Below are 13,190 nucleotides of genomic sequence, written 5' to 3' on the forward strand. Positions count from 1 at the left end.
CACTCCCCCGCCGGCGGGCGGGAGGCGACGGCGCGACGACGCCGTCGTCGATTCTCTCACTCCCGATCACTCCGCCTCGTCGGAGTCGCGCCGGCGGCGCCCGCGGCCCTCGTGGTGCTCACGGCCGGCGTCGTAGCGGGCCAGCACGCGCCGCGCCTGGGCGACCACCGGGGCGTCGACCATCTCGCCGCGGAAGCGGAACGCCGCCGGCTCGGACGGCACCGCGGCGAGCAGCGCCTTCGCCCGCTCGACGTCGGCCGGCGCGGGCATGTACGCCCGCCGGATCGGCTCGACCTGGTCGGGGTGGATGCAGGCCTTCGCGGCGAATCCGCTGGCCCAGGCCTCCTCGGCGTCGGCGGCCAGCCGCGGCCGCGAGCGCAGCTCGGTGGAGGTCGCGTCGACGGCGGCGATGCCGTGCGCCGCCGCAGTGATCAGCACGATGTGGCGGATATGCTGCAGCGCCCCGCGCAGCGCGCCGTCGGGGGCCCGCGAGGTCGTCCCGCCCAGGGCCGCCGTCATGTCCTCCGTGCCCCAGAAGAGCGCCTCGACGGCGGGATGGGCGGCCAGCGCGGAAGCGGCCAGCACGCCGTCGGGCCGTTCGATCTGCGGGATCAGCCCGGCCTGCGGCATCGCCGCATGCAGTCGGTCGAGGACGGCGACGTCGGCGGCCTTGGGGACGACGACGTGACGCACCCCGGCGTCGTCGAGGGCCTGCAGATCCGCTTCGAGCTCCTCGGGGTCGCCGGCGTTGAGCCGCACCAGCGTCGTCGCCGGATCCAGCGCCGGCTCGGAGTCGTGCTCCGCCGCCCCGGCCGCGGCGCCGACGTCGAGCGCCCGGGCGACGTCGATCCGCGCGGCCGGCTTGTCGACGGCGGCCACGGCGTCCTCGAGGTCGATGATCACCGCGTCGGCCCGGGCGGCGGCCTTGCCGAAGCGCTCCGGCATCGACCCCGGGCAGAACAGCAGCGAGGGGCCGAGGGTGAAGGCACAGGGTGCGGCGGGCGGCGTCGACATCAGTTTCCCTCCGGTCGGACGGAGCCCGGGAGGCGGTCCGGGCCGAGGTGCATGGCCCAGGCTACGCCGGGACGCCGCTGGACTGAGTCCAGCACGCCGCCGGGCTCGCCGTGCTGGCGATGCTCATGGTGGTGCTGCTGCGCCGCGCCGGCGTGCGGCTCGGCCTGCTGCCGTTCCTCGCCCTGGCGCGCGCGGCGGCGCAGCTGACGATCATCGCGCTGCTGCTGCAGGGCGTGCTCGCCGTGCCTGCCGGGACCGGCCCCGGAGGACTGAGCCGCCGCGGGCGCGCCGGCACCGGACGCCCCGCTCGCGTCCCACGTCCCGCCGCTTCCCCGTCATGCCGCGCGTCAAGAACGACACCTGCGGTGACTCCGACCACGGATCCGTGGCAGGATGGCGGGGATGACCGCCGTCGGTTCCGCACCGCGGCGACGAAGACCCGTGGACAGTCGAGAGCGAGGCGAGGTCAGCCCCATGCCAGACGCGGCAGCTGGAACCCCCCTGCACATCATCACCCTGGTGAAGTGGGTGCCGGATGCTCAGCTCGAGCGCCGGTTCACCGAGGAGCGGCATATCGACCGCTCCGAGGGGATCCTCGGAGAACTGGACGAGCATCCGCTGGAGGCGGCGCTGCGGATCAAGGAGGCCGCCGAGGACCGTGAGGTCCGGGTGACCGCCCTGACCATGGGCCCCGCCGGTGCCGCCGCCGCGGCGAAGAAGGCGCTGCAGATCGGCGCCGACGACGCCTTCGTGCTGTCCGACGACGCGCTGGCCGGTGCCGACATCTCCGCGACCTCGACCGCGCTGCGCGCCGCGATCGAGCGCGTCCAGGAGGTGTCCGAGCTCGACGGCGAGCTGCTGGTGGTCACCGGCATGGCCTCCGAGGACGGCGAGTCCGGGGCAGTGCCGGCCCAGCTGGCCGAGCGTCTGGGTGTGCACCTGCTCTCCCAGGCGACCTCGGTGGAGCTCGCCGAGGGCCGGCTGGTCGTCACCCGCACCGCCACCGTCGAGCAGCAGACGGTCTCCGCGGCGCTGCCGGCAGTGGTCTCGGTGACCGACCAGGCCAACGACCCCCGCTATCCCAACTTCAAGGCGATCATGGCCGCGAAGAAGAAGCCGATGACGGAGCTGAGCCTGACGAGCGTCGGCATCGGCCCGACGTCGGTGAAGCCGCGCGCCCAGGTGCTCACCGCCGAGCCGCGCCCGCCGCGGCACGGCGGCACGGTGATCACCGATGAAGGCGACGCCGGCGTGCAGATCGTCGACTTCCTGCAGAAGGAGCGTGTGCTGTGAGTGCTGTCCTGGTCTACTTCGAATCGGTCGGCGCCGAGCTGACCACCGCCCAGCAGGAGCTGATCACCCTGGCCGACGCCGTCGGCGAGGTGCAGGTCGTCACCGGCTCCACCACCTCCGACGCGGTGCATGCGCTGGCGCTGGAGGGCGTGCACACCCTCTACACCGGTGAGGGCGAGATCCACGCCCCGGATCCGGCGGTGATCGACCTGCTGGAGACCGCCGTGCAGGAGACCCGAGCCCATGCGGTGCTGGCGCGTAACACCGCCGACACCACGGACGCGCTGGCGCGGCTGGCAGTACGGCTGGACACCGGGCTGATCACCGACGGCGTCGGACTCTCCCACGACCTGCGCATCACCAAGTCCGTGCTGGCCGGCTCCTACACGACCACCGCCCGCGTGGCCGAGGGCCGGCCGCTGATCGCGACGCTGAAGCCGAACTCGACGGAGCCCTACCTCGTTCCCGGCGGGGCGCCGGAGATCGTCACGCTGCCGGTCACCCCGGCCGCGGCCGAGGATCTGCGGGTCCTGGAGCGCACTCCGCTGGAGGCCTCCGACCGTCCCTCGCTCACCGAGGCGCGGTGCGTGGTCGCCGGCGGCCGCGGCCTGGACGGCGATTTCGGCCCGCTGGAGGAGCTCGCCGACGAGCTCGGCGCGGCGCTCGGCGCCTCCCGCGCGGCCACCGACGCCGGCTGGATCGACCACGCCGCGCAGATCGGCCAGACCGGGGTGACCGTCTCCCCGCAGCTCTACCTCTCTGTCGGCATCTCCGGGGCGATCCAGCAGCGCGCCGGCATGCAGACCGCGCAGACCATCGTGGCGATCAACAAGGACGAGGACGCCCCGGTCTTCGAGATCGCGGACTTCGGCGTCGTCGGGGATCTCTTCGAGGTCGTGCCGCAGATGGTCGAGGAGCTGCGCAAGCGGCGCAGCTGACCTCCGGCGCTCTCAGCCCCTGCCCCGCCGAGATCCCCGAGTTCTCGCAGGATCACCGCGCTACAGCGCGGTGATTCTGCGAAGGCTCGGGGAACTTCGGAGCCCTGCGCCCGCCGGGCGACGACGGGGATGGCCGCCGATGACGGCGCGCCCGCTCAGCGCGGGTCGAGCGACGCCGCGCCGCGCAGTTCGCGCGGAGCGGTACGCTGCAGCTGGGTGACATGCTCCGGGCCCAGCTCGTCGACGGATGTCACCTCGAGCAGCTTCATCGTCCGCTCCACCTGGGTGGAGAGGATCTCGATGGTGCGGTCGACGCCGGCCCGGCCGCCGGCCATCAGCCCGTAGAGGTAGGCCCGGCCGATGAAGGTGAACTTCGCGCCCATCGCCAGCGCGGCGACGACGTCGGCGCCGTGCATGATGCCGGTGTCCATGGTGACTTCGAGGTCGTCGCCGACTTCGCGGACGACCTCGGGCAGCAGGTGGAACGGCACCGGCGCGCGGTCCAGCTGGCGGCCGCCGTGGTTGGAGAGCACCACGCCGTCGACGCCGAGATCGGCCAGCGTCTTCGCGTCCTCCACGGTCTGCACGCCCTTGACCACGATCGTCCCGGGGAACAGCTCGCGGATGATCGTCAGGTCGTCGAAGGAGATCGAGGGGTCCATCGCCGAGTTCAGCAGCTCGCCGACGGTGCCGCCGGTCGACGTCAGCGAGGCGAACTCCAGCGGCGGAGTGGTCAGGAAGTCGAACCACCACCAGGGCCGCGGGATCGCGTCGACCACAGTGCGCAGGCTCAGCTGCGGCGGGATGGAGAAGCCGTTGCGGGTGTCGCGCAGCCGGGCGCCGGCCACCGGGGTGTCCACGGTGAAGAACAGCGTGTCGAAGCCGGCCGCCGCCGCCCGCTCCACCAGCTGGTAGGAGATCTCGCGCTGGCGCATCACGTAGAGCTGGAACCAGTTCCGCCCGTGCGGGTTGGCCTGCTGCACGTCCTCGATGGAGGTGGTGCCCAGCGTGGAGAGCGCGAAGGGGATCCCCGCGTCCCCGGCCGCCGAGGCGCCGGCGGTCTCGCCCTCGGTCTGCATCAGCCGGGTGAATCCGGTCGGCGCGATGCCGAAGGGCTGGGCGGAGGGCCCGCCGAAGATCTCCACCGAGGTGTCGACCTCGGAGACGTCGCGCAGGATCGCGGGGTGGAACTCCACGTCCTGGAAGCCCTGCCGCGCCCGGTGGATGGAGAGCTCGCCCTCGGCGGCGCCGTCGGTGTAGTCGAAGGCCGCCCGCGGGGTGCGGCGCTTGGCGATGGTGCGCAGATCCTCGATGGTCAGCGCGGAGTTCAGCCGGCGCCGCTTCGCGTTGAGGTCCGGCTTCTTGAACTGCATCAGCTCCGCGAGCTCGCGGGGATCCGGCAGTCGACGTTCCACCATGGTGTTCTCCTTCGACGGCGCCGACCGGGCCGTTCCGGTCGGCGAGGGCTGGGAGCCGACGCGCGGGAGCGCGCGCCGGCCGGGGATCGCATCGGACGACTCAGCTGCGAGGACGATACCGCGTGGGCTGATGGGTCCGACGGACGAGCTCGCGCAGCTCGGCCAGCGAACCCGAGAGCGTGCCGGCGGTGCGCGCCTGGATGAGCAGGTTGCCGATGGCGGTGGCCTCCACCGGACCGGCGACGACGTCGCGGCCGGAGCGGTCGGCGGTGGCCTGGCAGAGCAGCGCGTTCAGCGAGCCGCCGCCGACCATGTGCACCACCTCGACCTCGCGGTTCGCCAGCCGGGCCGCGTCGTCGAGGGCGGCGGCGAAGCGCGCGGCGATCGACTCGACGATGCTGCGCACCAGCGCCGGCTTCGAGGCCGGGACCGGGCGGTCGTGTTCAGTGCACCAGGCGCCGATCCGCGCGGGCATGTCCCCGGGGGCGACGAACCGCTCGTCCTGGACGTCGAAGACGACGACCTCGCCGGCGTCGACCTCCGCCGCGGCGGCCAGCAGCTGCGGCAGGTCCTGCGCTTCCGCCGTCTCGCGCTCCCAGGTGCGCAGCGTCTCGGAGAGGAGCCAGGTGCCCATGACGTTGGTGAGGAATCGGAAGGTGCCGTCGACGCCGCCCTCGTTGGTGAAGTTCGCCGCGCGGCTCTCCGCGCTGACCACCGCCTCGTCGAGCTCCAGGCCGACCAGTCCCCAGGTGCCGCAGGAGATGTAGGCCGCCTTCTCCGACGAGAGCGGCGTGCCGACGACGGCAGAGGCGGTGTCGTGCGAGCCGACCAGCGTCACCGGCAGCCGCTGCCCGGACAGGAAGGGCGCGAGCTCCTCGCGGGTCTCGCCCAGAGCCGTTCCCGGGGCGGCGATCTCAGGGAAGATCGCCCGCGGCAGGCCGAGCTGCTCGAGGAGCTCGTCGTCCCAGTCGCCGGTGGCCACATGGACCAGCCCGGTGGTGGAGGCGTTGGTCGCCTCGGCCGCCGAACGGCCGGTCAGCCAGTGGCCGAGCAGATCCGGCACCAGAAGCAGCTGCTCGACGGCGGCGGCCGCGGGCCCGGTCAGCAGCGGCTCGGCGGCCAGCTGGTAGAGCGTGTTGAACGGGAGGAACTGCAGCCCGTTGCGGGCATGCAGCGAGGCGAAGGGCACCTGGGCGTGCACCGCCTCCACACCGGCGGCGGTGCGCTCGTCGCGGTAGTGGAACGGCGTGCCCAGCAGCGACGGCGCCCCCGCGGGGCCTCCGGCGCCGGGGCTCCCGCCGGTCAGCAGCCCGTAGTCCACCGCCCAGGAGTCGATGCCGACCGAGGCGATGCCGCCGTCGTCGGCCGTGGCCCGCACGGCCTCGCCGAGTCCGGCCAGCGCCTGCTCATAGAGGCCGACGAGGTTCCAGTGCAGCCCGTCGGGCAGGTGCACCGGGCCGTTGGAGAAGCGTGCGGCCTCGGTCAGCTCCAGCGTGTCGGGCCCGATCCGGCCCAGGACCACGCGCCCGCTGGAGGCGCCGAGGTCCACGGCCGCATGCGTCGTCGTCGGTCCTGCCGTCGAACCCGTCGTCGATGCCGTCGCCATGCTCATCTCCTCCGGTCAGCGCAGGAAGGCCGCGGCGACGCCGGCGTCGACCGGGACGTGCAGGCCGGTGGTGTGGGTGAGCTCGCCGCCGACCAGCGCGAAGACCGCATTGGCCACCGTCGAGGGCAGCACCTCGCGCTTGAGGATGGTGCGCTGGGCGTAGAACTTGCCCAGGTCCTTCTCCTCGATGCCGTAGGTCTTCGCCCGGTTCGCGCCCCAGCCGGAGGCGAAGATGCCCGAGCCCTGGACGACGCCGTCGGGGTTCACCCCGTTGACGCGGACCTGGTGCTCGCCCAGCTCGGCCGCCAGCAGTCGCACCTGGTGGGCCTGGTCGGCCTTGGTGGCCGAGTAGGCGATGTTGTTCGGGCCGGCGAAGACCGAGTTCTTCGAGGAGATGTAGACGACGTCGCCGCCGAGGCCCTGCTCGATCAGCGCGCCGGCCGCCGTCTTGGAGACCAGGAAGGAGCCCTTGGCCATCACGTCGTGCTGCAGGTCCCAGTCCTTCGCCGTGGTCTCCAGCAGCGACTTCGACAGGCTCAGCCCGGCGTTGTTCACCACGATGTCCAGCCCGCCGAAGGCCAGCAGCGTCTCGTCCACGGCCTGCTGGACCGCGTCCTCGTCGGAGACGTCGACGGCGACGCCGACGGCCCGGTCGGTCCCGCCGATCTCCGCCGCGGCGGCCCGGGCCTTCTCCAGGTCCAGATCCGCGATGGCGACGACGGCGCCCTCGGCGGCCAGCCGCTGCGCGATGGCCTTGCCGATGCCCGAGGCCGCGCCGGTGACCAGCGCGATGCGCGTGGCCAGCGGCTTGGGCTTGGGCATGCGCTGCAGCTTGGCCTCCTCCAGCGCCCAGTACTCGATGCGGAACTTCTCCGACTCGTCGATCGGGGCGTAGGTCGACAGCCCCTCGGCGCCGCGCATGACGTGGATGGCGTTGAGGTAGAACTCGCCGGCGACCCGGGCGGTCTGCTTGTCCTTGCCGAAGGAGAACATGCCCACGCCCGGGACCAGCACGATCGCCGGGTCGGCGCCGCGGATGGCGGGGCTGTCAGCGTCGGCGTGGCGGTCGTAGTAGGCCTGGTAGTCCTCGCGGTAGGCGGCGTGCAGCTCGCGCAGCCGCGCCTTCGCGTCCTCGACGGAGGCGTCGGCGGGCAGGTCGAGCACCAGCGGCTTCACCTTGGTGCGCAGGAAGTGGTCGGGGCAGCTGGTGCCCAGCTCGGCCAGCCGCGGGTGCTCAGCGTGGGCGAGGAACTCCAGCACCGCGTCGTCGTCGCTGAAGTGGCCGACCTGCGGCTTGTCCTCGCTGGCGATCGACCGGATCGTCGGCATCAGCGCGGCGGCCTTGGCGCGGCGCTCGGCCTCCGGCAGCGGGGCGTTCTCGGCGAGCGCGGAGCCGAAGGGCTCGGGCCTCGAGTGCTCGGCGATGTGAGCGGCGGCCGTGTCGATGATCCACAGCGAGTTGGCCTCAGCCTCCTCGGAGGTCTCGCCCCAGGCGGTGATCCCGTGGCCGCCGAGGATGCAGCCGACCGCCTGCGGGTTCTTCTCCTTGATTGCGGCGATGTCCAGACCGAGCTGGAAGCCGGGGCGGCGCCACGGGACCCAGACCACCTGGTCGCCGAAGATCGTGGCGGTGAGCTGCTCGCCGTCCGCGGCGGTGGCGATGGCGATGCCCGAGTCGGGGTGCAGGTGGTCGACGTGCGCGGCATCGACCAGACCGTGCATGGCGGTGTCGATCGACGGCGCCGCGCCGCCCTTGCCGTGCAGGCAGTAGTCGAAGGCCGCGACCATCTCGTCCTCGCGTTCGACGCCCGGGTAGGTGTCGACCATCTTCCGCATGCGGTCCAGGCGCAGCGTGGCCAGGCCCTCCGGCGTCAGCGTGCCGAGGTCGCCGCCGGAGCCCTTGACCCAGAGCAGGTCGACGTCCTCGCCGGTGACCGGGTCGACGGCGGTGCCCTTGGCGGAGGTGTTGCCGCCGGCGTAGTTGGTGTTCTTCGGGTCCGCGCCCAGACGGTGGGAGCGGGCGATCAGCGCCTCGACGGCGGGGTTCTGCGACTCGGACATGACGACTCCTGGTGTGCGTTCCTGAGCGATCGAACACAAAGTATCACCGAGTGTGGTCTGGATCAACACATCCCGCCCGGGCGCCGCATCCGGCTCAGCGGACCTCGACCAGCTCGCGGAAGGAGTCCAGGCGCGCGTCGTCGGGCTCCAGTTCGGTGATCAGCATGTCGACGGCGTCCAGCCCGACGCCGCGGGCGACGGCGCGGGCGCCGAGCTTCGAGGAGTCGGCCAGCATCACCGTGGTGTCGGCATGGTCGGCCAGCACCCGCTTCAGCGCCGCCTCCTCCGGCGTGGCCTCGGAGCTGCCCCAGGCGGCGTCGAGGGCCGCGGCGGAGGTGAAGAAACGTGCGCACTGCAGCGAGGAGGCCATCAGCTCGGCCAGCGGACCGACGAAGCTGCGCGTGGTCTCCTGCCGACTGCCGCCCAGCAGCACCGGCTCGATGCCGGGGCGTCCGACGGCGGCCTCGAAGTTCTCACCGGAGTTGGTCACCACCGTCAGCTCGCCGGCGCCGGTGAGCCCGGCCAGCAGCACCCCGGCGGTGGAGGAGGCGTCGAAGGAGCAGGTCCCGCGCTGGGGCACCAGCTGCCGGGCCTTGGCCGCGATCGTCCGCTTGGCCGCCGCCCGCCGGCCGCTGCGCTCGGCGAAGCTGCGCGGCTGCGACGGCGCGACCGCTCCCCCGCGCACCCGGCGCAGCCGACCGGCGGCCTCCAGGTCCGCGAGGTCCCGGCGCAGCGTCATCGCCGAGACGTCGAGAGCCTCGACGACCTCGCTGCTGGTGATCCGCCCTTCGGACTCGAGGATCTCCAGCAGGCGGGCGCGGCGAGACTCGCCGTCGAGGGAGGAGGAGGTGGCCATGGGTGGGGATGCTACCGGACCGGCGCCCGCACGCTCAGGTCGTGCCCGGCCTGACCGCCCGGACCGCTCCGGATATCAGCCCTGGTCGGCGTCGTCCTTCATCCGGATGATCTGGATGAGGTTGCCGCAGGTGTCGTCGAAGACCGCCAGCACGGCGGGCCCGATGTCCACCGGCTCCTGAGTGAAGCGCACACCGAGGCCGGCCAGCCGCTCATGCTCGGCGGCGACGTCGTCGACGCTGAACTGGGTCAGCGGGACGCCGTCGGCGTACAGGGCCTCCTTGAAGGGCTTCGCCGCCGGGTGGGCGTCGGGTTCGAGCAGCAGCTCGGTGCCCTCAGGGTCCTCGGGCGAGACGACGGTCAGCCAGCGGAACTCGCCGGCGGGGACGTCCACCTTGGTGCGGAAGCCGAGCGTCTCGGTGTAGAAGGCATGGGCCTTCTCCTGGTCGTCGACGTACACGCTGGCGATGGTGATCCTCATGCGTGCTCCTCCCCTGCCGACGGCGGCATGATCGTCATGGCCCGCCCCGGCCGGGCGGCCCTCGACCCCGAGCCTAGCGGCAGAGGGCGCGGCGCCGTCACGCCGTCACCCCTTCACGCCGCCGGCGGCGGCGAAGCCGGTGCCCAGGCTCCGCCCCATGAACAGGTAGAGCACCACCACCGGCAGCGAGTAGAAGATCGAGAACGCCGCCAGCTGCCCGTAGGCCACCTGCCCGTACTGCGAGGAGAAGGTGTAGAGCGTGACGGCCGCCGGCAGCTTCTCCGGACTGAGGAGCAGCATGAACGGGACGAAGAAATTGCCCCACATCATCACAAAGGTGAAGATCGTCGCCACGGACAGCCCCGATCGCATCAGCGGCATGACGACCGACCACAGAGCCCGGTAGATGCCGGCGCCCTCGGTCCAGGCGCACTGCTCGATCTCCATCGGCACCGCATCCATGAATCCCTTGGTCAGGAAGATCGCGTACGGCAGCGAGGAGGCGCCGAGGAAGAGGATCGCCCCGAGCATCGAGTCGACCAGGTTGACCTGCACGAACAGCGAGTACACCGGGATCATCACCGCGGTGATCGGCAGCCCTGTGGAGAAGATGACGGTCAGCAGCAGCGGACGCTTGCCGGTGAACCGGTACCGCGACATCGGGTAGGCGCAGAGCACCGCCGCAGTCATGGTCACCAGCGTCGCCCCGCCGCAGAGCAGCAGCGAGTTCGCCAGTGGCCGGAAGGTCGTCTCCGCGTTCCAGATCGCCCGGAAGTTGCCCAGGCTCCAGTCGTCGGGCCAGGCCACCGAGAGCGTGGCCTCGGTGTTGAACGAGGCCAGCACCACCCAGAGCAGCGGGACCAAGAAGATCGCGCCGATGAGCACCATCGTCGCCGAGGCCGCCGCGTCGGCCAGGCGACGGCGCGGCCCCCGGCCGCCGGCGAGGCGCCCCGCGCCGGAGGCTCCGACGTCGCGGACTCTCCGGCCGGCGCCCCCGGAGGCGCCGGCGCCGCCCTCCTCGGCGGCGGTCGTGGCGGAGCGGGTCTCGGCGGCGGACGTCATCGCTTCTCCTCCTCGGGGAGCAGGCGCAGGTAGGCGAGCGAGGCGACCGCCCCGATCAGCAGGAGCAGCAGGGCCACGGCGGTGCCGTAGCCGAGCTGGCCGTAGGAGAACGCCTGCTCATACATGTAGAGCGGCAGCGTCTGGCTCTGCCGGGCCGGGCCGCCGCCAGTCATGATGAAGATCAACCCGAAGACCGACAGCGTCTGCAGCGTGATCAGCATCAGATTCGTCGCGATCGCCGGACGCAGCAACGGCACGGTCACCGACCAGATGCGGCGCAGCGGCCCCGCGCCGTCGACGGCGGCGGATTCATGGATGTCGGAATCGATTCCGCTCAGCGCCGCGGAGTAGACCAGCATGGAGAACGCCGAGCCGCGCCAGACGTTGGCGAAGGCCACGGCGATGATCGGCACGGTGTAGAGCAGATCCTGCGTGGGCAGGCCCAGCGTGGAGAGGATCGCGTTGAGGCTGCCGTCGCCGGCGAAGAAGGTGTAGAGCAGATAGCCGGCGACCACCTCCGGCAGGATCCAGGCGGCCACGACGACTGCGGTCACAACGAAGGTCACGCCCCGATGGGCGCGCTCCATGAGGATCGCCAGCAGCAGACCCATGAGGTTCTGCCCGATCACCGCCGAGACGACGGTGAAGACGATCGTCAGTCCCGCCGAGTTCCAGAAGGCGGGATCGGTGAGCGCGTCGGTGAAGTTCTCGACGCCGACGACCGACGTGTCGGCCGCGCCCTCGCCGCGAATCGCGGAGTCCGTGAAGGCCAGGTACAGCGAGTAGAGGATCGGCCCGGCCATGAAGAGCAACAGCAGGACCGCCGCCGGGATCATCGGCACCGCGCGAGCGAGGGTCAGTCGGTCGCCCAGCACGGTGCCGGCGCGCCGTCGACGACCGCGGGACTGCGGGGAAGACGGCGACGGCGCAGTCGCGGCGGGCTCGGACCGGCGCGTGGCGGGGGCCGCGGGGGTGCTCATGCCGATGCCTCCTGGACGTTCTCCGGACCGACGATCTCGATGACCGCGGCGTCGTAGCCGGCGGCCGCCTGCTCGGGGGTCGCCGATCCGGTCATCACCTGCTCCATCGCGCCCTGGATGGCCGAGGAGATCTCGGGGTACGGGGCCAGCGCCGGCCGGTAGACCGCGCTGTCGAGCAGATCGGTGAAGAAGGCCGCCGTCGGCGAATGCTCGGCGTAGCGCGGGTCCTCGGCGATGTCGGAGCGGACGGTGATGTAGCCGTTGTCGACGGTGAAGTCGACCATCCGGTCGTGCTGGCAGAGCGTCTCAATGAAGGAGAACGCCGCCTTGGGATCGGTGGCGTGCCGCGGGATCGCCAAACACCAGCCGCCGGCCAGCGTCACCGAACCGTCCCCCTGCCCGCGCTGGGTGGGCATCTTCGCCAGTCCGAGCTTCTCCGACCACTCGGGCCAGGGACGGGTGCCGCCCTCGCCCCAGTTGGCCGAGACCCAGGAGCCGTCCAGCAGGATCCCGAGCTTCTGCTCGGGCAGCAGCTCGGTGTAGATTGTCTCGCCGATGTTGGGGTCGAGGTTGTCCGCGAGGCTCAGCGTGAGTTCCTCCTCGAAGACCGTCTGCACGAAGTTCAGCGCGTCGACGAAGCCGCGGGACCCGATGATCCACCGACCGGTTTCGCTGTCGTGGAGGGTGTCGCCGGTGCCGTAGAAGAGCATCTCGAAGCCCTGCATGGAGGCCTTCTCCCCCTGCGCCTTGCCGGAGAAGATGAACAGCGGAGCGACCTCGGGGACCTCCTGCTTGATGGTGCGGGCGGCGTCCAGCAGCTCGTCCCAGGTCCGCGGCGCCCAGTCCTCGGCGAGTCCCGCAGCGGAGAGAACCTCCTTGTTGAACCACAGCGCCCGGGTGTCGGTGTGGGTGGGCACCGCGTAGGTGCGCCCGTCGTCGCCCTTCACCGCCTCACGCGACGCTCGGGCAATCCGCGGCCAGTGCTCCCAGTCCGCGACGAACTCATCGATCGGCTGCAGGTAACCGGCTTCGACGTCGGAGAGCAGGATGAAGGTGTCCTCGTAGACGTCGTCCGGAGAGGTCCGCGGCGAAGCCATCAGCAACTCGTTCTTGGTGAAGTAGTCGTTCTCCGAGGCCACGATCGGCACCAGCTCGACCGTCTGGTCCGGGTGCTCGGCGGTGTGCTGTTCGGCGGCCTCGGCGATCCAGTCCCGGATGCGGGTGCCCGAGCCGAACTGCTGGAAGGCGATCCGCACGACGCCGGGAGTGCGCCCGGAGCCGTCGCAGGCCGTCAACGCCGTCAGCGGTAGCACTGCCGCCGCTCCGCCGACCACGCGCAGGAAGCTGCGGCGGTCCAATCGTCCCGCCGCAGACGACGCACCGTCCGAAGCCGCATGATGCGGGGCGGCCGGCGCCCCGTGATCTGCCCTGCGCACTGACGACCTCCGTCATCGAGAAGCCTCCGAAGTGTGTCAAGAATCA

Annotated in this window: 11 protein-coding genes; 2 read left to right on the top strand and 9 right to left on the bottom strand. The window is 71.8% G+C overall.

Going from position 1 to position 13,190, the window contains the following annotated elements; genetic code table 11:
- Positions 1–66 precede the first annotated feature (66 nt).
- On the bottom strand, positions 67–1,014 hold the full coding sequence (locus tag GCL72_RS07485; RefSeq protein ID WP_153144081.1) for an HpcH/HpaI aldolase/citrate lyase family protein: 948 nt from the start codon (positions 1,012–1,014) through the stop codon (positions 67–69).
- A 474-nt stretch (positions 1,015–1,488) separates the two neighbouring features.
- On the opposite strand from GCL72_RS07485, the gene GCL72_RS07490 reads away from it, so the two are divergent.
- Both GCL72_RS07490 and GCL72_RS07495 read left to right on the top strand, forming a co-directional pair.
- Positions 1,489–2,307 carry an electron transfer flavoprotein subunit beta/FixA family protein gene (locus GCL72_RS07490; protein WP_211364999.1) on the top strand — a complete coding sequence of 273 codons (819 nt, stop codon included), beginning with the start codon at positions 1,489–1,491 and terminating at the stop codon, positions 2,305–2,307.
- Entirely contained in the window at positions 2,304–3,245 is a 942-nt protein-coding gene (locus GCL72_RS07495; protein ID WP_153144082.1) for an electron transfer flavoprotein subunit alpha/FixB family protein, read from the top strand. Before GCL72_RS07490 ends, GCL72_RS07495 begins: the two co-directional genes overlap by 4 nt.
- A 155-nt stretch (positions 3,246–3,400) precedes the next feature.
- Here GCL72_RS07495 and GCL72_RS07500 read toward each other — a convergent pair whose 3' ends face one another.
- The 8 genes from GCL72_RS07500 to GCL72_RS07535 form a co-directional block, all read right to left on the bottom strand.
- Positions 3,401–4,663 (bottom strand): alpha-hydroxy acid oxidase, encoded by a 1,263-nt coding sequence (locus GCL72_RS07500; RefSeq protein ID WP_153144083.1) that lies wholly within the window; start codon positions 4,661–4,663, stop codon positions 3,401–3,403.
- A gap of 100 nt (positions 4,664–4,763) precedes the next feature.
- Positions 4,764–6,269, bottom strand: a complete 1,506-nt coding sequence (locus tag GCL72_RS07505; protein WP_153144084.1) for a rhamnulokinase — start codon at positions 6,267–6,269, stop codon at positions 4,764–4,766.
- A gap of 15 nt (positions 6,270–6,284) precedes the next feature.
- Positions 6,285–8,330, bottom strand: coding sequence for a bifunctional aldolase/short-chain dehydrogenase (locus tag GCL72_RS07510; protein ID WP_153144085.1), 2,046 nt, complete (start codon positions 8,328–8,330; stop codon positions 6,285–6,287).
- A gap of 94 nt (positions 8,331–8,424) precedes the next feature.
- A complete protein-coding gene (locus GCL72_RS07515; protein ID WP_153144086.1) occupies positions 8,425–9,186 on the bottom strand; it encodes a DeoR/GlpR family DNA-binding transcription regulator in 762 nt (253 codons plus the stop codon).
- A 75-nt stretch (positions 9,187–9,261) separates the two neighbouring features.
- Positions 9,262–9,666 (bottom strand): VOC family protein, encoded by a 405-nt coding sequence (locus GCL72_RS07520; RefSeq protein ID WP_153144087.1) that lies wholly within the window; start codon positions 9,664–9,666, stop codon positions 9,262–9,264.
- A 105-nt stretch (positions 9,667–9,771) separates the two neighbouring features.
- A complete protein-coding gene (locus GCL72_RS07525; protein WP_246161087.1) occupies positions 9,772–10,554 on the bottom strand; it encodes a carbohydrate ABC transporter permease in 783 nt (260 codons plus the stop codon).
- A 170-nt stretch (positions 10,555–10,724) separates the two neighbouring features.
- A complete protein-coding gene (locus GCL72_RS07530; protein WP_153144089.1) occupies positions 10,725–11,708 on the bottom strand; it encodes a carbohydrate ABC transporter permease in 984 nt (327 codons plus the stop codon).
- Positions 11,705–13,066 carry an extracellular solute-binding protein gene (locus GCL72_RS07535; protein ID WP_153144090.1) on the bottom strand — a complete coding sequence of 454 codons (1,362 nt, stop codon included), beginning with the start codon at positions 13,064–13,066 and terminating at the stop codon, positions 11,705–11,707. The genes GCL72_RS07530 and GCL72_RS07535 overlap by 4 nt, the downstream gene beginning before the upstream one ends.
- Positions 13,067–13,190 lie beyond the last annotated feature (124 nt).

It is taken from the genome of Nesterenkonia halophila, from assembly GCF_009467795.1.
In the GTDB taxonomy this organism is placed as follows: domain Bacteria; phylum Actinomycetota; class Actinomycetes; order Actinomycetales; family Micrococcaceae; genus Nesterenkonia; species Nesterenkonia halobia.

Coding starts and splice junctions, on each gene's coding strand:
- GCL72_RS07530 (WP_153144089.1), bottom strand. CDS start 11,708: ATGAGCACCCCCGCGGCCCCCGCCACGCGCCGGTCCGAGCCCGCCGCG.
- GCL72_RS07505 (WP_153144084.1), bottom strand. CDS start 6,269: ATGGCGACGGCATCGACGACGGGTTCGACGGCAGGACCGACGACGACG.
- GCL72_RS07485 (WP_153144081.1), bottom strand. CDS start 1,014: ATGTCGACGCCGCCCGCCGCACCCTGTGCCTTCACCCTCGGCCCCTCG.
- GCL72_RS07500 (WP_153144083.1), bottom strand. CDS start 4,663: ATGGTGGAACGTCGACTGCCGGATCCCCGCGAGCTCGCGGAGCTGATG.
- GCL72_RS07525 (WP_246161087.1), bottom strand. CDS start 10,554: ATGGTGCTCATCGGCGCGATCTTCTTGGTCCCGCTGCTCTGGGTGGTG.
- GCL72_RS07515 (WP_153144086.1), bottom strand. CDS start 9,186: ATGGCCACCTCCTCCTCCCTCGACGGCGAGTCTCGCCGCGCCCGCCTG.
- GCL72_RS07520 (WP_153144087.1), bottom strand. CDS start 9,666: ATGAGGATCACCATCGCCAGCGTGTACGTCGACGACCAGGAGAAGGCC.
- GCL72_RS07510 (WP_153144085.1), bottom strand. CDS start 8,330: ATGTCCGAGTCGCAGAACCCCGCCGTCGAGGCGCTGATCGCCCGCTCC.
- GCL72_RS07490 (WP_211364999.1), top strand. CDS start 1,489: ATGCCAGACGCGGCAGCTGGAACCCCCCTGCACATCATCACCCTGGTG.